The sequence below is a fragment of the Actinomadura keratinilytica genome, from assembly GCF_039539665.1.
GTDB lineage: Bacteria > Actinomycetota > Actinomycetes > Streptosporangiales > Streptosporangiaceae > Spirillospora > Spirillospora keratinilytica.
The window spans coordinates 1-21636 of the sequence record NZ_BAABDO010000066.1 but is presented as its reverse complement, the minus strand read 5'-3'; the positions used below and the strand labels follow the sequence as shown (position 1 = coordinate 21636).

General features: G+C 75.5%; 20 protein-coding genes. 6 read left to right on the top strand and 14 right to left on the bottom strand.

The genetic code is table 11. From position 1 onward, the window contains the following. Window positions 1–36: 36 nt before the first annotated feature. The gene (locus tag ABD879_RS20230; RefSeq protein WP_345023058.1) at window positions 37–1806 is read left to right on the top strand and encodes a GAF domain-containing sensor histidine kinase; all 1770 of its coding nucleotides are present in this window, start codon (window positions 37–39) and stop codon (window positions 1804–1806) included. Window positions 1807–1832: 26 nt separating this feature from the next. On the opposite strand, the gene ABD879_RS20225 is transcribed toward ABD879_RS20230, so the two are convergent. Next, a complete protein-coding gene (locus tag ABD879_RS20225) occupies window positions 1833–3761 on the bottom strand; it encodes a multicopper oxidase family protein (protein ID WP_345023057.1) in 1929 nt (642 codons plus the stop codon). A gap of 162 nt (window positions 3762–3923) precedes the next feature. On the opposite strand from ABD879_RS20225, the gene ABD879_RS20220 reads away from it, so the two are divergent. Beyond that, window positions 3924–4922 (top strand): zinc-binding alcohol dehydrogenase family protein, encoded by a 999-nt coding sequence (locus ABD879_RS20220; RefSeq protein WP_345023056.1) that lies wholly within the window; start codon window positions 3924–3926, stop codon window positions 4920–4922. 12 nt (window positions 4923–4934) lie between these two features. On the opposite strand, the gene ABD879_RS20215 is transcribed toward ABD879_RS20220, so the two are convergent. Beyond that, window positions 4935–5615 carry a CBS domain-containing protein gene (locus ABD879_RS20215; RefSeq protein WP_345023055.1) on the bottom strand — a complete coding sequence of 227 codons (681 nt, stop codon included), beginning with the start codon at window positions 5613–5615 and terminating at the stop codon, window positions 4935–4937. Window positions 5616–6065: 450 nt separating this feature from the next. On the opposite strand from ABD879_RS20215, the gene ABD879_RS20210 reads away from it, so the two are divergent. Beyond that, a complete protein-coding gene (locus ABD879_RS20210; protein WP_345023054.1) occupies window positions 6066–6485 on the top strand; it encodes an OsmC family protein in 420 nt (139 codons plus the stop codon). Window positions 6486–6515: 30 nt separating this feature from the next. Here ABD879_RS20210 and ABD879_RS20205 read toward each other — a convergent pair whose 3' ends face one another. The 3 genes from ABD879_RS20205 to ABD879_RS20195 all read right to left on the bottom strand — a co-directional run bounded on the left by ABD879_RS20205 (window position 6516) and on the right by ABD879_RS20195 (window position 10073). Beyond that, the gene (locus ABD879_RS20205) at window positions 6516–6872 is read right to left on the bottom strand and encodes a hypothetical protein (RefSeq protein WP_345023053.1); all 357 of its coding nucleotides are present in this window, start codon (window positions 6870–6872) and stop codon (window positions 6516–6518) included. 54 nt (window positions 6873–6926) lie between these two features. Further along, the gene (locus ABD879_RS20200) at window positions 6927–7247 is read right to left on the bottom strand and encodes an STAS domain-containing protein (protein ID WP_345023076.1); all 321 of its coding nucleotides are present in this window, start codon (window positions 7245–7247) and stop codon (window positions 6927–6929) included. 153 nt (window positions 7248–7400) lie between these two features. Beyond that, window positions 7401–10073, bottom strand: a complete 2673-nt coding sequence (locus ABD879_RS20195; RefSeq protein WP_345023052.1) for a bifunctional acetate--CoA ligase family protein/GNAT family N-acetyltransferase — start codon at window positions 10071–10073, stop codon at window positions 7401–7403. Window positions 10074–10597: 524 nt separating this feature from the next. On the opposite strand from ABD879_RS20195, the gene ABD879_RS20190 reads away from it, so the two are divergent. After that, window positions 10598–11476, top strand: coding sequence for a universal stress protein (locus ABD879_RS20190; protein ID WP_345023051.1), 879 nt, complete (start codon window positions 10598–10600; stop codon window positions 11474–11476). Window positions 11477–11579: 103 nt separating this feature from the next. Here ABD879_RS20190 and ABD879_RS20185 read toward each other — a convergent pair whose 3' ends face one another. The 3 genes from ABD879_RS20185 to ABD879_RS20175 all read right to left on the bottom strand — a co-directional run bounded on the left by ABD879_RS20185 (window position 11580) and on the right by ABD879_RS20175 (window position 13812). Next, the gene (locus ABD879_RS20185; protein ID WP_345023050.1) at window positions 11580–12209 is read right to left on the bottom strand and encodes an Rv1733c family protein; all 630 of its coding nucleotides are present in this window, start codon (window positions 12207–12209) and stop codon (window positions 11580–11582) included. Between the two features lie 122 nt (window positions 12210–12331). Then, window positions 12332–12793, bottom strand: coding sequence for a pyridoxamine 5'-phosphate oxidase family protein (locus tag ABD879_RS20180; RefSeq protein ID WP_345023049.1), 462 nt, complete (start codon window positions 12791–12793; stop codon window positions 12332–12334). Window positions 12794–12795: 2 nt separating this feature from the next. Further along, complete coding sequence (locus ABD879_RS20175; RefSeq protein WP_345023048.1) at window positions 12796–13812, bottom strand: Acg family FMN-binding oxidoreductase; 1017 nt, start codon at window positions 13810–13812, stop codon at window positions 12796–12798. Between the two features lie 246 nt (window positions 13813–14058). Here ABD879_RS20175 and ABD879_RS20170 point away from each other — a divergent pair, with 246 nt between their 5' ends. Next, window positions 14059–14889, top strand: coding sequence for an MBL fold metallo-hydrolase (locus ABD879_RS20170; RefSeq protein ID WP_345023047.1), 831 nt, complete (start codon window positions 14059–14061; stop codon window positions 14887–14889). A 23-nt stretch (window positions 14890–14912) separates the two neighbouring features. Here the strand turns inward: ABD879_RS20170 and ABD879_RS20165 are convergent, their stop codons facing one another. The 6 genes from ABD879_RS20165 to ABD879_RS20140 form a co-directional block, all read right to left on the bottom strand. Then, entirely contained in the window at window positions 14913–16181 is a 1269-nt protein-coding gene (locus ABD879_RS20165) for a PP2C family protein-serine/threonine phosphatase (protein WP_345023045.1), read from the bottom strand. A gap of 137 nt (window positions 16182–16318) precedes the next feature. Further along, window positions 16319–16717 carry a hypothetical protein gene (locus ABD879_RS20160; protein WP_345023044.1) on the bottom strand — a complete coding sequence of 133 codons (399 nt, stop codon included), beginning with the start codon at window positions 16715–16717 and terminating at the stop codon, window positions 16319–16321. 158 nt (window positions 16718–16875) lie between these two features. Continuing rightward, on the bottom strand, window positions 16876–17268 hold the full coding sequence (locus ABD879_RS20155; protein ID WP_345023043.1) for a hypothetical protein: 393 nt from the start codon (window positions 17266–17268) through the stop codon (window positions 16876–16878). After that, window positions 17265–17963 (bottom strand): DUF1990 family protein, encoded by a 699-nt coding sequence (locus tag ABD879_RS20150; protein ID WP_345023042.1) that lies wholly within the window; start codon window positions 17961–17963, stop codon window positions 17265–17267. The genes ABD879_RS20155 and ABD879_RS20150 overlap by 4 nt, the downstream gene beginning before the upstream one ends. A 14-nt stretch (window positions 17964–17977) precedes the next feature. Next, on the bottom strand, window positions 17978–19387 hold the full coding sequence (locus ABD879_RS20145) for a DUF1990 family protein (protein ID WP_345023041.1): 1410 nt from the start codon (window positions 19385–19387) through the stop codon (window positions 17978–17980). Window positions 19388–19682: 295 nt separating this feature from the next. Next, window positions 19683–20567, bottom strand: a complete 885-nt coding sequence (locus ABD879_RS20140) for a hypothetical protein (RefSeq protein ID WP_345023040.1) — start codon at window positions 20565–20567, stop codon at window positions 19683–19685. Between the two features lie 401 nt (window positions 20568–20968). Here ABD879_RS20140 and ABD879_RS20135 point away from each other — a divergent pair, with 401 nt between their 5' ends. Next, the gene (locus tag ABD879_RS20135) at window positions 20969–21523 is read left to right on the top strand and encodes an ROK family protein (protein ID WP_345023075.1); all 555 of its coding nucleotides are present in this window, start codon (window positions 20969–20971) and stop codon (window positions 21521–21523) included. The last annotated feature ends 113 nt before the right edge of the window (window positions 21524–21636 follow it).

The following is a 21636-nucleotide window of genomic DNA, read 5'->3' as shown; positions in this document are numbered from 1 at the left end:
GCCAAGGTCCCCGATCCGGGGGACCAAGGTCCCGAAATGGACGCCGGACCGCAGACGAGAAATGCTGAACGGGTGATCCACGACAACGGCTCCGGGGACGAGGCCCGGCCCATGCTGCCCCAGCTGCGGCTGGACGATCTGCTGGCCGAGCTGCAGGCGCGGCTGGAGGCCGCCCGCGGCACCCGCGACCGGATCCACGCCCTGCTGGAGGCGGTCGTCTCCATCGGCAGCGAGCTGGACCTGGAGACGGTGCTGCACCGCATCGTCGAGGCGGCCACCACGCTGGTGGACGCGCGGTACGGCGCGCTCGGCGTGATTGGCGAGGAGGGCGAGCGGCTCGTCGAGTTCATCACCGTGGGCGTGCCGGACCGGCAGATCGAGGAGATCGGGCACTGGCCGCACGGCCACGGCATCCTCGGCCTGCTCATCAAGGAGCCGCACGCCCTGCGGCTGACGGACCTGACCCGGCACCCCGAGTCGTACGGGTTCCCGCCGGGCCATCCGGCGATGCGCACCTTCCTGGGCGTGCCGATCCGGGTCCGCGACGAGGTCTTCGGCAACCTGTACCTGACCGAGAAGACCGGCGGCGCGCAGTTCGACGAGGAGGACGAGTCGGTCGTCGTCGCCCTGGCCACCGCCGCCGGGGTGGCGATCGAGAACGCCCGGCTGTACGAGGAGACGCGGCGCCGCGAGCGCTGGCTGGAGGCCTCGGCGGAGATCTCCACCGCGCTGCTGTCGGGCACCGACCCGCACGAGGTCACCGCCCTGGTCGCCCGGCGCGCCCGGGAGATCGCCGACGCCGACCTGGCCACGGTGTGGCTGACCGACGAGCTGGGCGGCGAACTGCGGATGGAGGCCGCCGCGGGCGCGCACGGCGACGGGCTGCGCGGCCTGCGCGTCCCGCTGGACGACGGCACCGCCGAGCAGGTGCCCGCCCGCGTGTTCCGCACCGGCGCCACGCTGCGCCTGGAGGAGTGCGGGGCGGCCCCGTGGAGCATCGAGCTGCCCGCCGAGCTGCGCGACGGCGCCGTGCTGGCCGTTCCGCTGGGGCACGGCGCCTCCGCCCGGGGGGTGCTCGTCCTGCTCAACGCGCCGCTGTCGCAGGCGTTCGACACCGCCGCCCAGCGGCTGCTGGAGGCGTTCGCGGGGCAGGCCGCGGTGGCGCTGGAGCTGGCCGGGCGGCGCCGCGACGCCGAGCGCCTGGCCCTGCTGGAGGACCGCGACCGCATCGCCCGGGACCTGCACGACACCGTCATCCAGCGGCTGTTCGCCACGGCCATGACGCTGATGAGCGTCGTCAAGATCACGCAGCGGCGGGACGTGGCGGTCCGGGTGCAGCGCGCGGTGGACGACCTGGACGACACCATCCGGCAGATCCGCTCCACCATCTTCGCCCTGCAGACCCCGCCCGACGAGGAGAGCCTGCGCAGCCGCCTGCACGCCGTGGTCGACGCGGCCACCGCCAACCTCGGCTTCGCGCCGTCGGTCCGGCTGGACGGCCTGCTGGACACCGCCGTCTCCGAGAGCGTCGGCGAGCACCTGCTGGCCGTCGCGCGGGAGGCGCTGTCCAACGTCGCCCGGCACGCCCGGGCCACCGAGGCCAAGGTGACCGTCGAGGTCGGCGACGACGACGTGGTGCTGGAGGTGGAGGACGACGGCGTCGGCATCCCCGAGGGCGGCCGCCGCAGCGGGCTGCGCAACATGGCCGAGCGCGCCGAGGGGCTGGGCGGCTCCTTCCAGACCCTCGCCCGCCCCGGCGGCGGCACCCGCCTGGTGTGGCGCGCCCCCCTGGACGCGGCGGACTGACGGCCGCCGGGCGGCGGCCGGCCGCGTCAGCGGGCCGCGCGGATGAGGTACGGCCGCATCATCTCGTTGTCCTCGTGCTCCAGCAGGTGGCAGTGCCACACGAACCGGCCCGCCCGGTCGAACCGCGCCTTGACGCGGGTGATCTCGTTCGGGAGGGCGAGCACGGTGTCCTTGGGGCCCCGCTCCCACGCCTCCGGGGCCCGGGCCCGCCGCCCGGTCCGCTGCCGGTCGACGACCTGGAAGTGGACTTCGTGGATGTGGATGGGGTGCGCGTCCGGCGTGGTGTTGTGGATCTCCCAGATCTCGGTCGTTCCCGCCACCGGGTCCTCGGTGACGGGCGCGTCCCAGGTCAGGGGGACCGGCCTGCCGGCGCGGTCCAGGGTGCCGAGGAACGCCGCCCTGGGGCCGACGCCTTTCAGCCGGGCGGAGTCCGCCTCGCTCAGGGAGAGCCGCCGGGTGCGGCGGGCCGCGCCCAGCGGCTGGAACGCCGGGAGCGTGAGCTGCTCGGGAGGCGTCGACCGGTCCGGGGCGGTGAGGGGGCGCACCGCGAACTTCATGACCTGCCCGGTGGTCCGCGGGTTCGCGGGCGCGAAGTCGGTCCCGCCCTTGAAGACCGTGTCCGGCCCCTCGTTGATCAGGTACAGCTCGGTGCCGGCGGGCAGGCCGGTGAAGTCGACGATGACGTCGGCGCGTTCGGCGGGCGCGATGAGCAGCCGGTCGAGCCGGACGGGCGCCGGCAGGAAGCCGGCGTCGCCGCCGATCTGCCACGGGGTGAGCGCGGCGGACGCGGGGCGGCGCGCCAGCGGATCGGTGACGATCTTCAGGATCAGCGTGCGCCCGTTGCAGCCGTTGAGCAGGCGGAACCGGTAGCGGCGCGGTTCGACCGGCAGCACCGGCCAGGTCCGGCCGTTGGCGAGCATCGTGTCGGCGAAGAACTCGGGGTTCCAGATGGGGGAGATGTCGCTCGCCGGCGCGTAGGGCCCCTTGAACCCGTCGAACGCGGCCCGGCTCGCCGGATAGGCCAGGCTCCCGTCGGTATTGAACGACCGGTCCTGGATGACGATGGGGATCTCGTAGTACCGCGTGCCGGGCGGGTCGCCGGGTCGCGGCGCGGGACCGGGGAGCACGTCCCGCCCGAGGTCCGCGGGCCCGCCGCGCAGAAGGTAGAAGCCCGCCAGGCCGGCGTAAATGTTCAGGCGGGTGATGCCCAGGCAGTGGTCGTGGAACCACAGCGCGGCGGGCCGGCCGCGGTTGCCGTAGCGGAACACCGCGTCCCCGCGGCCCCAGCGCGTTCCGTTGCCGGCCTCGGATTTGCGTCTGAACTCCTCGTAGAAGGACCCGGCGGAGGCGTGGCCCCGGGGGATGTCGCGCGCGGCCGGGAGGTACCACGCCTCGGGGTACCCGTCGTTCTCCTCGTCGTTCAGCCCTCCGTGCAGGTGCGTCACGATGGGCACCGGCCCGGTGTACGGGCCGGGCGTCGAGGTGAAGGAGGGGCGGGAGTCGCGCCCCGACGCGCCTCCCGGCGGGTTGGCCCAGTGCAGCGTGGGGTCCACCGGCAGCAGGTGCGGCAGGTGCCTTCCCCGGGCGTCCACCAGCTGGTTGACCCATCGCACCTCGACCGGCCGGTCGGTCTGCGCCTCGATGGTGTGGGCGGGGTAGTGGAACGTCTCCGGGTGCCGGGGGGACCCGTACCCCCACACGGTCGTCGCCGGGCTGCCCGGCGGGAGCAGCCGCTGGCGGAACTGGCGCACGGCGATGGTGTACCGGTCGGTGCCGCCGCGGCGGTCCGGCGGCATCACCGGCGGTATCACCAGCTCGGCCGCGTACTTTTCGATCTTCGCGGGGTCGAGCGGGGCGGCCCTGCCCGCACCGGTCCGCGCGGCCGCCGCGGCGGGCAGGAGGAGGCCCGCCCCGCCCGCCGCCCCCGCCCGCAGCACGCTTCGCCTGCTGATCATCGTCCCCCCGTCCACCGTCGCGTCGCATGGGCACCATGGCACGCGAAAATTCGCATACCCGGACAAAAATGGCGCATTCTCCGCCGTGCGGCGCCGGGCGGACCGCGAGGCCGTGTCAGCCGCGCGAAAACCGGGCATCGCGGTCCTTGGGAGGAGACGGTGATGCGGGCGTGGAGCGTGCCGGAGCCCGGGCCGATCGCGACCGGGCCGCTGCGGCGGGTGGAACGGGACGTCCCCGAGCCCGGCCCCGGTGAGCTGCTGCTTCGGGTCCGGGCGTGCGGGGTGTGCCGCACCGACCTGCACGTGGCCGAGGGCGACCTGCCGGTGCACCTGCCGGGCGTGACCCCCGGGCACGAGATCGTCGGCGAGGTGGTCGCGGCGGGCCCGGGCTGCCGCCGCGCGCCGGGCGACCGGGTCGGCGCGGCGTGGCTGCGCGGCACCTGCGGCGCGTGCCGGTACTGCCGCCGCGGCGCCGAGAACCTGTGCCCGGACTCGTCCTACACCGGCTGGGACGCCCACGGCGGATACGCCGAGTACACGATCGCGCGCGACGCCTACGTCTACGACCTGCCCGCGCACCGCGGCGACCTGGAGGTGGCGCCGCTGCTGTGCGCCGGCATCATCGGCTACCGGGCGCTGCGCCGCGCCGCGCTGCCGCCGGGCGGGCGGCTGGGCATCTGGGGCTTCGGCGCATCCGCGCATCTGACCGCCCAGATCGCGCTGGCCGAGGGGGCGACCGTGCACGTGTTCACCCGGGCGGCGGCCGCCCGCACCCTGGCCAGGTCGCTGGGCGCCGCGTCCGCGGGCGACTCGTTCGACCCCTCGCCCGAGCCGCTGGACTCGGCGATCGTGTTCGCCCCGGCGGGCGAGCTGGTCCCGGTCGCCCTGGAGCGGCTGGACCGGGGCGGCACCCTCGCGATCGCCGGGATCCACCTGACGGACGTGCCGCCGCTCGACTACCGGCGCCACCTGTTCCAGGAGCGGCAGGTCCGGTCGGTCACCTCCAACACCAGGGCGGACGGGGAGGAGTTCCTGCGGCTGGCGGGACGGCTGCCGCTGCGCGTGACCTGCGCGCCCTACGAGCTGTCCGACGCCGACCGGGCCCTGGCCGACCTGGCCGCCGACCGGGTCCAGGGCGCCGCCGTCCTGGTCGCCGGCTGACCGCCCGGGCCCTCACACCCGGCGGTAGGACTCCGGAATGGTGTCGTCCTGCTTGTAGTAGAGCAGCTCCTGCACGTCCACCACGCCCTCCGTGGCCGCGGCCAGCCGGACCAGGACCGGGATCATGCTGCGCCGGTCGACCCGCCCGGTCAGCTGCACCACCCCGTCCTGGACGCGGACGGCGACCTGCGACGGGTCCTGCCAGAGCCGGTCCACCAGCACCTCGCGGATGATCTCGTCGCGGATCTCGTCGTCGGAGCGCAGGAACACGCGCAGCAGGTCGGCCCGGGTGACGATGCCGGCCGGGCGGCCGTCGGCGTCCACCACCGGGGCCTGCTTGAACCCGTGCCGGGCCAGCAGCCGGGCGGCCTCGGCCACCGAGGCGTCCTGCGGCACCGTGACGGCGGGGGCGGTCATCAGGCCCCGGGCGTCCACGGCGTCGGCCTTGGCGTGCACCCGGCGCCGCCGCAGCGCCTCCAGCAGGGTCCGCGGGCCCTCCGCATCCTTGTACTCCTGCTTGCGCAGCAGGTCGGCGTCGGTGACGATGCCGGTCACCCGGCCGCCGCGGCCGACCACGGGCACGGCGTGGATGCCGTGCTCGGCCATGGCCTCCACGATCTCGATGAAGGGCGTCTCCTCGGCGACGGTCACCACCTGCGTGGTCATGACGTCGGCGACCTTGCGTCGTCGCATGTCCCCTCCCGGGGCCTGTCGTGGGTCTCCGGCCCGGCCGCGCCGGCCTTCCGGCCGCGGGACCGCCCGCCGGGTCACCTTCCCGGAGGACGGGCGGCCATGCGCGCTTCGCGGCGGCACCGGCGTCACACCGGCCGGCGGCTCGCGGGCGTGGTCCGCGCAGACCACCGCCTCGCAGGCGGCCCGGATCAGCACCGCGGGCACGGTCTGCCCGCCGAGCGGATCGCCGTGCTCGCAGTGCCCGCGGGCACCGATGACCATTCAGCTCGGCGCGGGGCCCCGGCGTGGCGTTCAAGGTGAACCTCCCGATCGCCATCCAGCCTCGCGGCGGCGCGGCCCCGCCGGCAGTGCCGGGCGGCCCCGGCACGCGGGACCTTCGCCCCTTCGGACGGGGACCGGCGGCGGGAAGCCTGGAGGTACTGCTGCAACGCCACCGCCTGGGGGTACGCCATGAACGAGATCACCGTGGTCCACCGCTCCGGGGACGCGTTCGCCGTCCTGGTCCGCGGGCACGTCGTCTGCGTGGACCAGCCGTTCGCGCTCGGCGGCACGGACGACGGCCCGACGCCGGTCGAGCTGTTCGTGGCGAGCCTGGCCGCCTGCGCCGCCTACCACGGCCGGCGCCATCTGCGCGACCGCGGCATCCCCGCCGACGGCCTGGAGGTCAGGGGGCGGTTCGTCATGAACGCCGGAACGCGGCCGCACGTGGCCCGCATCGACCTCAGCGTGCGTCCGCCGCACGGCCTGTCGCAGACGGGCGCGGCCGGGCTGCGGGACGCCATCGACCGCTGCACGGTGCACAACTCGCTGCTGGACCTGCCGCACATCACCGTGGACGTCGACACCGCCGCGGGCGCCCCCGTGATCTGAAACCCCCTCCCAGGGGGCGTGCCCGGTTCGTCAGCGCCGGTCCGACGGCGCGTGCACCGGGTGCTCCGGCGCGGCGCCCGACCTCGGCACGACACGCAGCCGGGGCCTGGGCGAGGTGCCGCGGGAGCCGCGCGCGGGCCCGGCGTGCTCCGGTGGCGGCGGCACCAGTTCGAGACGGCGACGCGGCGGCACGGCCGCTTCGTCCTTCGGCGGTGCGGTCGGCGGGACGCCGGCCCTGCCGACGGCCCGGCCGTAGGCGGCCGGCCGCCTGAGCCGGCCGTGCGGCTGGGGGAAGAGGACGGCCGTGATGACGGTGAGCACGGCCCGGTCGACCAGGTCCCGGAGGCCGTCGCCGATGCCGCGGGCGCCCCTGGCGTTGCGGTTCATGTCGTCCTTTCTTCCTCTTCCGCGTCGCCCGCCGGCTCCGGCCGCCGGCGGGCGTCAGTTCGGCTGGGCGGCGGCCGCCCTGACCGCGAACCGCCGGCACAGCCCGGTGATCCGCAGCAGCCGCACCACCAGCGGCCGGGCGTTGACGATCGTGACCCGGCCGCCGAGCGCCTCGGCGAGGTCGGCGGCGGCCGTCAGCGCGCGCAGCCCCTGGGCGTCGCAGAACTCCAGGTGCTCGGCGTCGACCACGACATGCGGGTGGTCGAGGTCCAGGGCGGCCAGCAGCAGGTCGCCGAAGACGTCCGCGGTGGCGATGTCCACTTCGCCGGACACGCCCACCACTCTGGTCCCGCTGGGAAGGGTCGTGAGCGACATCGCGAAACGGGGCGGGTCCTGCGCCGGAGGGCCGTCCACTACGGTCACCGTCTCTCCATCTCTGTCCGCTGCCGTCGTCGCATCGGTATTCATGCTCCTCGGCGCCGCCTACGGCACCGTAGGGGCAAAGGTCCCGGCGGGGACGGCCGTCGGTCAGCCGAGAGCGCGGCTGAGCGGGGACGGCGCCGGCGGGGGAGGGGCCAGGCGGACGCGCACGTCCACGGCCGCCGCGCCGCGCGGCGTGACGATCACCGGGTTGAGGTCCAGCTCGGCGATCTCGGGGTTGTCGGCGACCAGCCGGGACACCCGCACCAGCTGGTCCTCCAGGACGGGCACGGCGGCGGCCGGGCGGCCCCGGTAGCCCGACAGCAGCGGGGCGCAGCGCAGCGAGCGGATCATCTCGCCCGCCTCGCCGTCCAGCAGCGGCGCCGCCCGGAACACCCGGTCGCCGAGCAGGTCGGCGGCGATCCCGCCCATGCCGACCATGACCAGCGGGCCGAACCTGGGGTCCTCCAGCGCGCCGACGATGATCTCGACGCCCTCGCCGGCCATGCGCTGGACCACGGCGCCGGTCATCGCGTCGCCGAGGGCGGCGGCCATGTCCCGGTAGGCGTCCCGGACCTGCTCGGGCGTCCGCAGGTCGAGCCGGACGCCGCCGACGTCGCTCTTGTGGACCAGGGCCGGCCCCACCGCCTTGAGCGCGACCGGGTAGCCGGTCAGCGCGGCGGCCTCGACGGCGCCCTCCGGCCCGTCCACGCCGATCGTCTGGGCCATGGCGATGCCGTAGTGCCCCAGCAGCCGCTGCGCCGTCTCCGGGGCCAGCCAGCGGCCCGACGGGGCCTGCCGCAGCTCCTCCTCGATCAGCGCCCGCGCCCGCTCCGCCCGAATGCCGGCCGGCTCGGCCGCCGGGGACGCGGGCCGGGCGCGCCACTCGGCGTGGTCCACCGCGTGCCGCAGCGCCGTGACCGCCTGCTCGGGGTAGGCGTAGGCGGGGACCTGCACGTGGCCGTCGTCGATCAGGGAGTCCTCGCCGAGGACGCAGGCCAGCACCGGCTTGTCCGCGTCGCGCGCCGCCGCCGCGATCGCCGCCTTGGACGCCTCGGGGCCGGACCCGAACGGCGGGGTGTAGACGGCGACGACCGCGTCGACGCCCGGGTCGGCCAGCACCGTCCGCAGCGCCTCGGTGAGCTGCGCGGCGCCGCCGTCGGCGGTCAGGTCCACCGGGTTGGCGACGGCCGCCGACGGGCTCAGCGCCTCGCGCAGCGCCCTGCGGGTGGCCTCGGCCAGCTCGGGGACCTGCAGGCCGAGCGCGGCGCAGGCGTCGGCGGCCAGCGCGCCCGGCCCGCCGGAGTTGCCGACCACGGCCGCGCGGCGGCCGCGCGGCAGCGGCTGGCAGGCCAGCAGGCGGGCGGTGTCGAGCATGTCCCGCACGGTCTCGACGCGCACGACCCCGGCGCGGCGCAGCAGCGCGTCGACGGCGATGTCGGAGGTGGCCGCGGCGGCGGTGTGCGACCGGACGGCGCGGCCGCCGGCGTCCGAGCGGCCGGCCTTGAGCACCACGATCGGCTTGCGGGCCCCGATCCGGCGCGCCAGCGCGGCGAACTTGCGCGGGTTGCCGAACGACTCCAGGTACAGCGCGATGACCGAGGTGTCGGGGTCGTCCTCCCAGTACTGCAGCAGGTCGTTGCCGCTGATGTCGGCCTTGTTGCCGGCCGACACGAAGCTGGACACCCCCAGCCCGGTCGCGCCGGCCTGCTCCAGCAGCGCCGAGCCGACCGCGCCGGACTGCGACATCACCGCCAGCCGCCCGCGCGCCGGGATGGCGGGCAGGAAGCTGGCGTTCAGGTTCTCCGCGGTGTTGACGATGCCCAGGCAGTTGGGCCCGACCAGGCGCATGCCCGCGTTGCGGCAGATCGCCAGCAGCTCGGCCTCCCGGCGGGCGCCCTCGGGGCCCGTCTCGGCGAACCCCGCCGAGACCACCACCAGCGCCTGCACCCCGTGCTCGGCGCAGTGGCTGGCCACCTTGGGCACCGCCTCGGCGGGCGTCGCCACGACCGCCAGGCACACCCCGCCGGGGATGTCCGCCACGGTGGGGAACGCGGGAAGCCCGAGGATGGCGTCGGTGTGCGGGTTGACCGGGTAGATCGCCCCGGAGTAGCCGCCGTCGAGCAGGTTGCGCAGGATCCGGTGGCCCACGGTCCGCGGGTCGCGGCTGGCGCCGATCACCGCCACCGACCACGGCCGCAGCACCCGCTTCAGCGACGCCACCCCGGCGGTGTGCTCGCGCGCCTCGATGGCGGCGACCAGCTCGCCGGTGCACTCCAGCGGGACGCTGACGTCGTACTCGCGGCCGCCGAACCGCCGCTGCAGCCGGAACCCGGCCGTGACCAGCATCTCCATCATCGCCCGGTTCTCCGCCAGCACGGCCGCGGTGAACTCGGTGATCCCCCGGGCGCCCGCCTCGATCGCCAGCTGCTCCAGCAGCAGCGTGCCCAGGCCGCGGCCGTGCATCCGGTCGTCGACCAGGACCCCGATCTCGGCGCGGCCGCCGCCGGAGGGGATCGCCTCCGCCAGCCCCATCGCCTGCCCGTTCATGTAGGCCACCAGGGCGTGCCCGTGCCAGTCCCCGCCGGTGAGCCGGTCGACGTAGGCGTGCGGGGTGCGCCGGCCGCCGGTGAAGAAGCGCAGGTAGGCCGACTGCTCGGACAACCGGTCCACCAGGGCGTGCAGCGCCGCGCGGTCCGTCGGCGCCAGCGGCCGGATGTGGACCATCGAGCCGTCGCGCAGCAGCGCGTGCTCACCCGCGTCGGTCATGGGTGCCGACATCACTCTCCTCCAGGGGGCGCGAAGGCGGCCCGAGCCGTCCCGGACCGCAAGCCGTAGCGGTCACAACGACATCAGCCGGAGGCGGGCGGCGGCAGGGGCGAAGGTCCCCGAGGTGGAAAGGAGAGGCCCCGCAAAGAGGGAGGGACTCCCCGAGGGGAGCGGCTCCGCAAGCGGCACCCACCGGCGGTCACTCGCGGGGCGCCTGGAATCCGGGTCATCCGTCTTGACGACGGAGGGTCTTGCGGCCTCGCCGACCGTCTGTCCCGGCCCGGTCCGGCGGTTCCTCTGCGCCGTCGGTGGGTGTCACCTACATGCTTCCCGCCTCCCGCCGGCGGCACGACGGCCATTGGCCCCGCACCGCAGGGACGAAGGTCCCGGCCCGCCCCCGCACCGTCGGCCGCGGGCGCCGACGGCGTGCGGAGGTCCCCCCACCTCGGGCCTTTCGCCTCTGGGACGCCGTTCGAACACGAGGATGCGATGGGACGAGGAACGTACGGAGAAGCGTACGGAACCGGGGAGGGGCCATGGGCAGGGGCTCGTACGTGCTCGTCGGCTACGACGGCACCAAGCAGAGCGCATACGCGGTGGGGTGGGCGGCGACGGAGGCCCGGCTGCGGCGGCTGCCGCTGACCGTCGTGCACTCCTGGCACTGGCCGTACTCCATCAGCCACATCGACTACGAGGGCGCGGCGATCGTCAAGCGCATGGGCCGGCACATCCTGGACCGCGGCGTGGCCCTGGCCGAGCGCTCCGCGCCCGGCGTGCGGATCACCGGGCGGCTGATGGACGGACCGGCGTACGCGGCGCTGCTGGCGGCGAGCGACGACGCCGACGTGATCGTGATCGGCTCGCATGAGCAGGCCCGCCTGCCGGTGGCCTCGACGGCGCTGCACCTGCCGGCCCGGGCCCGCCGCCCCGTGGTCGTCGTGCGCGCCCCCGCCACCGGGCACCGGCGCGTGGTCGCCGGGGTCGACGGCTCGCCGGGCGGCGACGCGGCCCTGGCGTTCGCGTTCGAGCAGGCGGCCCTGCGCGGCTGGAGCCTGCTGGCGGTGTACGGCTGCTGGGAGCCGGGCGCGGTGCCGCGCGAGGAGCTGGACCTGTTCCACGACGACGAGAAGCTCAAGCAGGTCTGCGGCGCCCGGCTGGAGCGGGCCGTGGCCCCCTACCGGGTGCGCTACCCGCAGGTCGACGCGTGGACGTCGCTGGTGCTCGACCCGCCCCGGGAGGCCCTGTTCGACGCGGCCGGCGACGCCGATCTCGTCGTGGTCGGCAACCGGGGCCGGGGGACCGTGGACCCGCTGCTGCTGGGCGCCACCAGCAGCGCCCTGCTGCAGCACGCGCCGTGCTCGGTCGCCGTCGTCCAGCCCCTCTTCGCCGGGACGGGCGGGACCGGCGAGGCGTGACCGACCGGGACGGCCGGCGCGGCACCGGACGAACGGCACCGGACGAACGGCACCGGACGCACAAGACGACGAACGAGACGACGACGAACGAGACGAACGAGGGTCAGCCGGCGTAGCGGCGGTCGAGCCGCTCCCAGGCCCTGTCCCACGACGCGGCGCGGCGGCGGTCGCACGCCCGCCGGGTCAGCATGTACACCAGCGCCAGCGGCGCGCCCGCGCCCAGGACGGCGAAGCAGGCGGTCAGCGCCGCGTTCACGACGACCTGCTCCCGCCGCATCGGCGGGCCGACGAGGTCTCCGGAGGCGTTCACCCAGATGTGCCGGATGCCGTCCTTCCCGGCGGACGGCCAGGCCGGGATCTCCCCGGTGCGGGGCGTTCCGTCCGGTGCGTTCCAGCGCGCCCGCACCGTGGCCGGCGACTGGTCGCTCGCCGCCGCGTCCGCCGGCTGCCGCAGGACCGTGGCGGCGACCGAGTACCGGCCGACCTTCTGGGCGGCCTCCTCCCGCAGGCCGGTCCGGTAGGAGCGGTCCGCCGCCCAGGACGCCAGCGGCACCGCCAGCGCCAGGAACATGACGACGAGCGCGACACCGACGGCGCGCTGCACGCGGTCGACGGGACGCCGCAGGTCGCTGCGGCCGAAGCCGAGCCTCCGGACGAGCCTCAGGACGGACGGGCGCACCCGGGTGAACGGACGCGGCCGGGCGCCGTCGCGTGCCGGATGTGATCGTCGCATGGACTCCTCCCTCGGTCCCCACCGACGCTAGAAGCCGGAGGAACGGTCCGGGAGGGGCTTTGTTCCCTGCCCGGACGGACCGAAAGCCTTCTCCGCCGTCCGCGGGCCCCGGCCTGCGGGCGTCATGTGGGCGTCTCGCCCGAATGGAGGTGTTCGATGTGCACCCCGCCCGGGTGCAGGGGCAGGCGGCGGCCGGACACGCGGCGGATCGCGATGCGCACGTAGACGGGCTTGGGCTCCGGCGCCCACGGCGCCAGCCGCAGGGAGTCCAGGCGGTGCAGCTCGGCGGGGTCGGTGACGACCGTGGCGAACCCCTCGGCCATGACGCTCCAGCCCGATCGCAGGGCCGGCTCCACGTCGTCGGCCTCGAAGGTCAGCGGACGTCCCGACGCGACGGCGGCGAGCTTGGCGCCCGCGGAGCTGCGGAAGACGACGGAGTCGCCGTCCAGCACGAAGTTCACCGGCAGCACCGTCACCCGGCCCCGGTCGTCGGCCCAGGCGACCCGGCCGATCGGGACGCCGCCCAGCAGGGCCAGGCACGTCGCGCGGTCCAGCACCTGGATCCGCTCCCGTCCGCCGGGCATCGTCAGAAGTCCTCGACCATGGACTGCTCGGCCGGGCGGCGCACGCCCGGCCGCGCGGCCCCGGCCCGGCCGAGCCGCAGCAGCATCTGCGGGTGCCGGCCGCCGCAGAACCGGCGGCGGACGAGCTCGCGCAGCTCCGGGATCTCCAGGGCCTGCGTGTGGAAGGCGGCCGAGACGTCGTCCTGCGCCGCGCGCAGCAGGACCCGTTGCAGCGCCTGCCCGGCCCGCAGCCAGTCGTCCGGCGCGTCCCCGGACGTGGTGATCAGCAGCACCAGGCCCGTGACCTCCTCCCGCGCGGGTTCGGGCGGCGCGCCCCAGCCCTGGCCGCGGGAGAAGTCGCGGCCGGGGAAGTAGGGGTCGGTGCGCCGCTCCCGCCGCGGATAGGACTCCTCGTGCACGCCCTCCGGCCGCGGGCTGCCCGGCCGGGGCGCCCAGCGGGCCGACTCGTGCAGGTACGGCGCGTCGAGCTGCTGCAGGTGCTCGGCCGCCTCCGTCAGCGCGGCCAGGGAGTGCAGGGCGTGCGGGTCCTCGACGGCCGGCAGCCCGGCGCCCTCCCGCTGCGCCTCCAGCCGCAGCTTCGCCCGCAGGGCGGGGGAGACGCCGTCACCGGGCGCGAAGCCGCCGCGGTGCGTGCGCCGCCGCCGGATCTGGTCGTACAGCCGCCGGTCGTCGCCGTCCGGGGGGATCCGGGCGCCGAGGATCACGTCGGCGAGCAGGTTGGGCCGGTCCGGGTCCGGCAGGAGCCGCACCTCCGGCCGGTAGCCGAGCCGGCGGATCGCGACCCGCAGGGTGAGCAGGGCGGCGCCGCAGCTGATCACCATCTCCCGGCCGGTCGGGTCGGCGACGCCGAGCCGCCGGTCCGGATCGGCGCGCAGCGTGATGCGGGATCCGCGGTGGCTGAAGATCCACGGCTGGGTGTTGTGCACCGACGGCGCCCAGACCGCGGCCTCGACGGCCCGGCGGACGTCCTCCGCCGGCGTCTCGGAGACGTTCCGGACCCGCGGCCGCGTCGGTTCCATGGTGCCTCCTCGTGCCGAACCACACGCCCAGTACACCGGCGGGCCCCCGGGGCGGTAAGGGCCGAACGGCTCGTCTCGGGTGCCGGACGTCCCGGTAGCCGGGGCCGGCCCGCCCCGGTGCCGCTCGGAGACGAACCCACATACCCCGCCAGGCCGGATGTGCACGTCCGTGTCCGCCTCGGGGTGAAATGTCGGAGATCGGGGGTAGGGGGTGCGGACGCGACCGAACGGCCCAAGGGGGAGGCCATGACAGGCGACACGGCGGGCGCACGGTCCGGCGACTCGGTGACCTTCGTGGGCAACGCCACCACCATCATCCGCTGCGGCGGTTTCACGCTGCTGACCGACCCGAACTTCCTGCGCCGGGGCGAGCACGTCCACCTCGGCTACGGCATCACCGCCACGCGGCTGCGCGACCCGGCCCTGACGGTGGACGAACTGCCCGACCTCGACGGCGTGGTGCTGTCGCACCTGCACGAGGACCACTGGGACCGGGTGGCCGAGGGGAACCTGGACCGGGACCTGCCCGTCCTCACCACCGTCGCCGCCGCGCGGACCCTGCGCGCCCGCGGCTTCGGCCAGGCGATCGGGCTGCGCACCTGGGAGCCGCACGAACTGGTCAAGGGGGACCGGATGGTGCGCCTCACCGCCATGCCGGGCCGGCACGCGCCCGGCCGGCTGCGGCGCCTGCTTCCGCCGGTGATGGGCTCGCTGCTGGAGTTCGGCCCCCGCGGCGGCCCGCCCGGCCTGCGGCTCTACATCAGCGGCGACACGCTGATGTACGACGGGATCGCCGAGATCGCGCGCCGCCATCCCGACATCGACGTCGGCATCGTGCACCTGGGCGGGACCCGGCTGCTGGGCCTGCTGACGGTGACTATGGACGGGCGGCAGGGCGCCGAGTGGCTGGAGACGGTGCGGTGCGCCGTCGCGGTCCCCGTCCACTACGACGACTACAGCGTGATGAAATCGCCCCTGTCGGACTTCGAACGCGAGGTGGAACGGCGCGGTCTCGAACACCGGGTCCGCTACCTGCGCCGCGGCGAGCGGCTCCAGCTCGTCCCCGCGCACCGCTAGCGCACCGTCACGTCTCCAGGCCGTCACGCCTCCGCGGCCGGCCAGGAGCCGCGGAGGCCGGGCGCGGGTCCGCGCGGCGGGATGCGGCCGTCCGGCCCCCGCCATTCCAGCAGCAGCACGCTGGCGTCGTCGTCGAGCCGGCCGGCGTGGTGCTCCAGGATGCTGCGGACGAGGCGGCGCAGCGTCTCGGGGACCGGCAGCCCGTCGGCGTTGTGGCGGATGATGAAGTCGACGAAGCGGTGCAGGCCGAACTCCTGGCCGCTGCTGTTGCGGGCCTCGATGATGCCGTCGGTGTAGAGCAGGATGCGGTCGCCGGGTTCCAGCTGCTCCTGGCACAGCACGGCGTCGTTGCCCAGCCCCGTGCCCAGCGGGGCGGCCGGCGGGCACTCCAGGATGGTGACCCAGCGGCCGTTGCGGATCACCACCGGCGCCGGGTGGCCGTGGTTGGTCCACGTCAGCATGCCGGTGCGCGAGTCGAGCCGGGCCAGCAGCGCGGTGACGTAGCTGGTGGCGGCGAACTGCCGCTCCAGGATCTCCTCGATCGCCTTGCCGGTCTCCAGCAGGTCGGCGCCCTGCAGGCGGCTGTTGCGGCAGGTCGCCACGGCCAAGTTGGAGGTCAGCCCCGAGGTGGTGTCGTGCCCCATCGCGTCGAAGATCGCCAGGTGGACGATGTCGCCCGCCAGGCCGTAGTCGAAGGCGTCCCCGCCGAGCTCGTAGGCCGGCTCCAGCAGCGCGCCGATCACCACCCGGTCGTTGGCGAAGGTCCGCGGCGGCATCAGCCGCCACTGCATCTCGGCGGAGACCGTCATGGGCTGGGTGCGCAGCAGCTGCGCATAGGTGTCGCTGAGCGCCCGCTTGCTGACGACCATCAGCCCCACCAGCCCCGCCAGGCGCCACAGGAAGGGCAAGACGTCTGCGTCCCCGGGAGGCGCGACGATCTCCAGCACGCCCAGCCGTTCGATGCCGTCCAGGATCGGCACCCACCACACGGTGCCGCCGCCGTCGGCCGCGGGGCCCTGCACGCCGGCGACGTTCTGGAACGCCCGCCCGGCCAGGGTGCCCTCGACGCGGATCTCGCTGGGCGCGCACCTGATGTGCGGCGGCTCCTGCGCGTCGCGTCCCCGCAGCGGGCGCAGCACGCTCTGCTGGATGTCGGCGAGGAAGATGACCGCGTCCCGGTAGCCGGCCCGGCCGGCGGTGTCGGCCACCACGACGGGGATCTGCTGCATCGAGATGGCATGGCTGCTGTCGAGCAGCTCGCCGAGCAGCTGGTCGTCCCGGTTCGGCACCATCGGTCTCAGTCCCCCGGACGGGCGGCCGCGGCCGGGCACGGTCCCCGCCTCCGGCGTACATTCCCGGCATTCACCGCGCCATGCGGCCCGCGCGGCCGGTGTCCCGCGCGTGACCGGGCGCCGCGCGCGGCCGCCGGTCACCGGCGGGGGAGGGCGTCGACCCGGTCGGTCGGCCGGTCCAGGGCCCGCAGCACGGCGCGCAGCTCCTGGCGCTCGGCGGCGGTGATCGGCGCGTCGCACCGGCACAGGGCCGCCACCAGGTGGTCGACGGCCGTGTCCCAGCGTTCCCCGGCCGCGGCCCGCATGACCGGCCGCAGGTCCGCCAGGCCGAGCCGGTCGCGGTAGCGGTCGGGCAGGCGCCGCAGGGTCTGCTCCAGCCGGCGCCGCCGCGCCGCCGGCGCCGCCGGTCTCCCGGGGGCGGCGGCCGGCGCCATGGCCGGTGCCCGGGGCGCGGGCCGCCCGGCGCCGCCCGGACGCGGCAGGTCGTCGTGGGCGGTCAGCCCGAGGAGCCGCAGGAAGTCCTCCATCGCGCCCATCGCCCACCTCGTGCTCCCGTCGGCCGCGGCGCGACCTCCAGACCACGGCGACACACGCATCGTAATCGAACCGTTGCGCCGTGTGGTCGGCGGGGTGGGGTGTCCGAACGGCGACATCACGCCGACCCGCCGCCTGCGCACGGTGCGCCCCGTCGGCGCTACCGCAGCCGGGCCAGCAGCTGGTCGGGGCGCGCCACCGTCACCGTCGCCGTCGGATGGCGGATCAGGTGCAAAGGGTCGATCGCCGGCACCGGGTGGCGGAAGCGGACGCACACGCCCCCGTCGCGGTTGGTGGCGAAGGTGATGCCGCGGTCGGCGAGCGAGAGATGGGCCGGACCGGCGGTCTTGACGAAGGCGTACGGCCCGGACACCTCCTCGGCCTCGGCGATGTTGTCCAGATCCGCGGTGAGACGCCACGGCCCGAACCGGATGTGCAGCGCGACGTCCGTCACGACGACCCACGCGGACGACGACGTGACGCCGAACGGCAGCGCCGCCAGCCGATACGCCGGACTGAACCGGAAGGGGAAGACGTGGCGTTGCGCGGTCATCGGTGCGATCCTCCTCCGTGGGCCCGTTCTCCGCGGGTCCGCTGCCGCGCGGCCAGCGCGGCGCCGGTCAGCTCCGCCATGCGGCGGCAGGCCCGCCTGTGGTACCTGACCTGCGTGGCGCGGCCGAACAGCAGGAAACCGAGGCGCACGACCGGGTTCGGGATGTCCGCCATCCGGGAGAAGGCGTGGATGCGGAACTCCACCTCACCGGTGTCCAGCCACTTGCGCACCTCCTGGTCCATCTGGCCGCGTTCCAGATGCCCCTGCAGCGTCCGGTAGTTCCACCCCCACACCCGCGCCCGGCGCCCGTCCTGCTCGACGACCCCGTCGACCACCGCCCCGATCCGTACCCCGAGATAGAACCGCAACCCGTAGAACCGGCCCTGGAGCAGCATGTCCCGGCCCGGCTCGGGCGGGCCCTCGCCGTAGGCGTGCCGGATGAACGCCGGGTCGGCGAACTCGTAGTCCCGCACGAGGCGGCGGGCGATCTCCCAGCTGCCGCCGGGCACCGGCGGGCCGGGCGGCTCGGCGGGCAGGGGCTGCCGGTAGTCGTCGATGTGCCAGCCGGGGTCCGCGGCGCCGCCGGGCGCCTCGTCCGGATCGAAGTTGACCGGCCGGTGCCGCAGCTCGGCGTGCAGCCGCCGCAGCCGCCGCCGGATCCGCGTGTTCTCGCCCATGACATCGAGCTTCTCCACCTGGCGGGGGACGCTCAGAACGCGACGCGGTCGCGGGGGCCGGCGGCCCGGTGGGCGGCGGCGTAGGCGGGGCCCCGGATCTGCTGCAGCGTCCCGGCCGGGGGCAGCCCGGGGATCGGGTGCCGGACCGGGTCGAACCGCATCGGCGCGCCGTCGTCGCCGCGCGCCGGACCGGTGAGCAGCAGCTCGCCGAACCGCTCCCACGCGCCGAACTCGGTCGCGACGACCAGGTCCAGCGGCACCGGGCCTTCCCCGAGGGCGCGGGCGAGCGAGAGGCCGTCGGCGCGGACGACGCAGGGCCGCCGCGCGACCGCGCCCAGGAAGACGCGGCGGTCGCCGGCCGCATACGGCAGCAGGGAACCGTAGAAGCCCGGACTCCACCGGAACGCCGGCCGCGGCAGATGGCGGCCGAGCAGGCCCTGCCCGGCGCTGGCCAGCAGCAGCTCCGCGGCGGCCGGCCCGCCGTCCGGCGGGGCGCCCGCCGGCTGCCGCCACCGCAGCGCCAGCCCCAGCACGTCCGGCAGCGGGGGAGGCAGCCCCACCGACCGCGACAGCCGCGCCACCCCCCGCAGCTCGGCCGTGTCGTCCAGGAACGGCACGCCCCAGGGCCGGGAGGCGCCGTGCAGCAGCAGGACGGCGTCGCACACCAGCCCGTCGGGGTGCAGCGGGCGGCCGCCGCGCAGCCGCGCCGCCGCGGTGGACACCCGCGTGACGGCGGCCGCGGCGAACCGGGTCAGGTGCTGTGCGTGGAACCTGCTGTCCCCGGCGACCTCGGCCCGTTCGGTGTGGACCTCCACCTCGCCGGCCACCCGGCCCCCGGCCAGGTCCGCGACGCGCGAGCAGAAGTGGGTCCACATGTGCAGCTGCATCTCCTTGGCGATGCGCAGCCTGTCGTACAGCAGGTCCGCCAGGCGGCCGCCGCTGCGCGCCCACGACTCGATGGTGAAGACCACGTCGCCGTCCGGGGCGTCGGCCGCCCGGAACTCGATCTCCCCCGCCTCGATGTGGCCTTCCAGCGTGGCGAACCGGAACGACCGCGGCCGGCGCTCCACCACCCGCACCGGGCAGTTCCACGGGCCCGGCATGTGCACGTCGTACTCGTCGCCGATGTCCAGGCACCGCGCGCCGCCGGACGTCTTGTCGAACACGGCGATCTCCACCGGCGACGCGGCGTTGATGTCCTCGCACAGGCGGTCGATCAGCTGCTCGGCGCTCAGCGGGGCGCCGGTGATCCGGACGGTGTAGCGGCGCTGGAACGCCGGCCCGGCGCCCTGCCGCGGATGCTGCAGCCGGTCTCCGCCGCGGTCCGGAAGGCGCTCGATCTCGGCGACCACGCTGCTGCGCAGCCGCCCCCGCGCCACCCCCCGGGAGCCGCGCAGCCACCGCCACGCGGCCAGGCCCATGCCCAAAGGCCAGCGCACCATCCGCACACGCTGCCGCCAGCGAACCCGCACGGCGCCCCCCGATGATCGTCTCCCCGTCGCCGCGCCCGCCCGCGGACGCGACGGCCGTGCCCGCCATGAGTACCCCCGGCCGCCCGGCCCCAATCCGCCCGGGCCCGGACATGCGCCCTGATCAGCCGGTCGACCGCCGACGAGCCCGCAGCGGGAGCGGGCGTCGGCCCGGACCCCGGCCGGGGTCCGGGCCGACGTGCGCGGCCGGCGGACAGGGGGGGCGGTCGGTCCGCCTTCCGCTGCGCCGGGCCCCGCGGGGACGCTGTCACGGGTAGGAGACGACCACGGACGGGATCGTGCAGGTGCCCGACGTCGGCGCGCCGGTGTCGTTGATCACATGGTCGTACTGGCCGTTGCCGCCCAGCGAGACCACCAGCGCGTGGTGGAACCTGATGCCCGGCTTGACCGGGGTCTGGAAGCCGTGGTCCTGCCGGATCGTCGGATCGACGTTGTGGTTGCAGTACGAGCCGACGCCCCACGCCTCGTGGACGTCCACCGAGCCGGCGACCCGATAGGCGGCGTAGCCCCTGGTGGAGCCGTTCTGGACCGCCGCCTGGTTCGGCGCGTCGTAGGCCTTCTCGTTCTGGAAGAAGATCGTCCGGCCGCGCTCGCCGTACCACTGCACGTCGTACTTGTTGAAGTGCTCGACGAACAGGCCGGCGGCCGGCACGTCGTCGCCGTTGACGGCCAGGCCGTGGTCGGCGCGGTCGGTCTCCCAGCCGACGCCGTCGCCGTGGTCGGCCCGCCAGATCCAGGTGTGGTCGATGAGCACGTCGTCGCTGTTGACGACCAGGCCGTGGTCGGCGCGGCCGGGTCCGGCGCCGCCGATGCGGATGAACACGTCCTGCACGCTCGTCGGGTCGGCGGAGTGGTCGGCGGCGGAGCCGGGCGGACCGATCTCGACGAGCGCGGGCGACTCGGCCGGCCCGGCGTCCACCAGGAACCCGGCGAGCCGCACCCCGCCGACGTCGGCCACCTTCACCGCGGTGACGCCGTCGTCGGGGATGAGCGTCGCCAGGCCGAGCCCGAGCACGACGGTGCTGCGCCGGGACGACCGTTCGGCACTGCTGCGGGCGCTGTACTTCAGCGGCCCGCGCAGCCGGCAGGAGCTCGCCGAGGCGACCGGGCTGAGCCAGGCGTCGGTCGGCAACGTGACCCGCGAGCTGATCCGCGACGGGATCGTCGCCGAGATCGGATCGGTCGACTCCGAGGTCGGCCGGCCCAGGGTGCCGCTGCAGGTGAACCCCGAGCACGGCTACGTCGTCGGCGTGGACGTGGGGGAGACCCGGGTGCAGGTCGAGCTGTTCGACCTGGCGATGACCGAGCGGGCCAAGGCCGACTTCCCGCTGGACCCGGCCCGGCACCCGGCGCCCGAGGTCGTCTCCCGGATCCTGGCCGGCATCGAGGCGGTCCTCGCCGACGGCGGCGTCCCGCACGAGGCGATCCTGGGCGTGGGCATCGGCGTGCCCGGCGTCGTCCAGCAGCGGCCCGAGGTGCCACACCCCGGTCGTCGTCGGTGGCCGCACCTGCCGCTGCGGCAACGTCGGCTGCCTGGAGGCCTACGTCGGCGCCGAGGCCATGCTCGCCCGCTACACCGAGGCCGGCGGGACGGTCAATGCGGCCGACCAGGAGTCCGCCCTGGCCGCCGTGATCCTGGAGGCCGGCACCCCGGGCACCGTCGGCGCCCGCATCGTCGAGGAGACCATTTGCTACCTCGGCGCCGCCATCGGCGGGCTCGTCAACCTGCTCAACCCCGAGCGCGTCATCCTCGGCGGCTGGGCCGGCCTGCTCCTCGGCGAGACCTACCTGGACGCCATCCGCGAGGCCGCCCGCGGGCACGCCCTGAGGCATCCGTTCGCGACCACCTCGATCGAACTGTGCACCCTGGGCCCCGATGCGGTCGCCCTGGGCGCCGCCCCCCTCCCGCTGGAACTGTTCCTACGGAGGCGGCTGGCGCGGGCCGGCGGCAGAACAGGGCCCGCTCCCCGCGACCGGCGTACTGCGGCGAGCGGGCCCTGGACGCGGACAAGATGTCCGATCACACCGACAGGTGAACCTTCTCGGCCGTACGGCGCCTTCCGGTCGTCGCCGCCGTCCGCCGAGTGACCCGGTCCTACCCGCGACGGCCCGCAAATAGCGCCGCTCACGCCAATAATCAGGTCAATGAGCTTTTCTCCGTAACCTGCGGTTGCTGTCGGTGATGTTCAGATGCTCCGGTC